Annotated in this window: 1 protein-coding gene; it reads left to right on the top strand. The window is 52.7% G+C overall.

Annotated features, from left to right (window positions below; all coding sequences use genetic code 11):
• The coding region (locus tag KP22_RS22115) for an RHS repeat-associated core domain-containing protein (RefSeq protein WP_156107297.1) at positions 1–277 on the top strand (277 nt) is incomplete at both ends.

The raw sequence follows: 277 nt of genomic DNA, 5'->3' as shown, positions 1-277 counted from the left end.
AGCACCCTCTGGGGTCAGCGACGCAGCAATTATGCAGACCCTGCCGACCCCGGACTCGGCTTTGCCGGACAGTACCGTGACAGCGAAAGCGGGCTATGTTATAACCGTTTTCGGTACTATGATCCGAACGGTGGATGCTACATCTCGCCAGACCCGATAGGGATAGCGGGGGGAGATAACAATTACGGGTATGTTCAGAATCCGCTGGATTGGGTCGATCCGCTGGGGCTTGCTGGTTGTTCATCTAAAGGGTTTAATAAAAGAGATAGAATTACCA

The organism is Pectobacterium betavasculorum (assembly GCF_000749845.1).
Lineage (GTDB): Bacteria > Pseudomonadota > Gammaproteobacteria > Enterobacterales > Enterobacteriaceae > Pectobacterium > Pectobacterium betavasculorum.
This window is presented reverse-complemented; position numbering and strand designations above follow the sequence as displayed.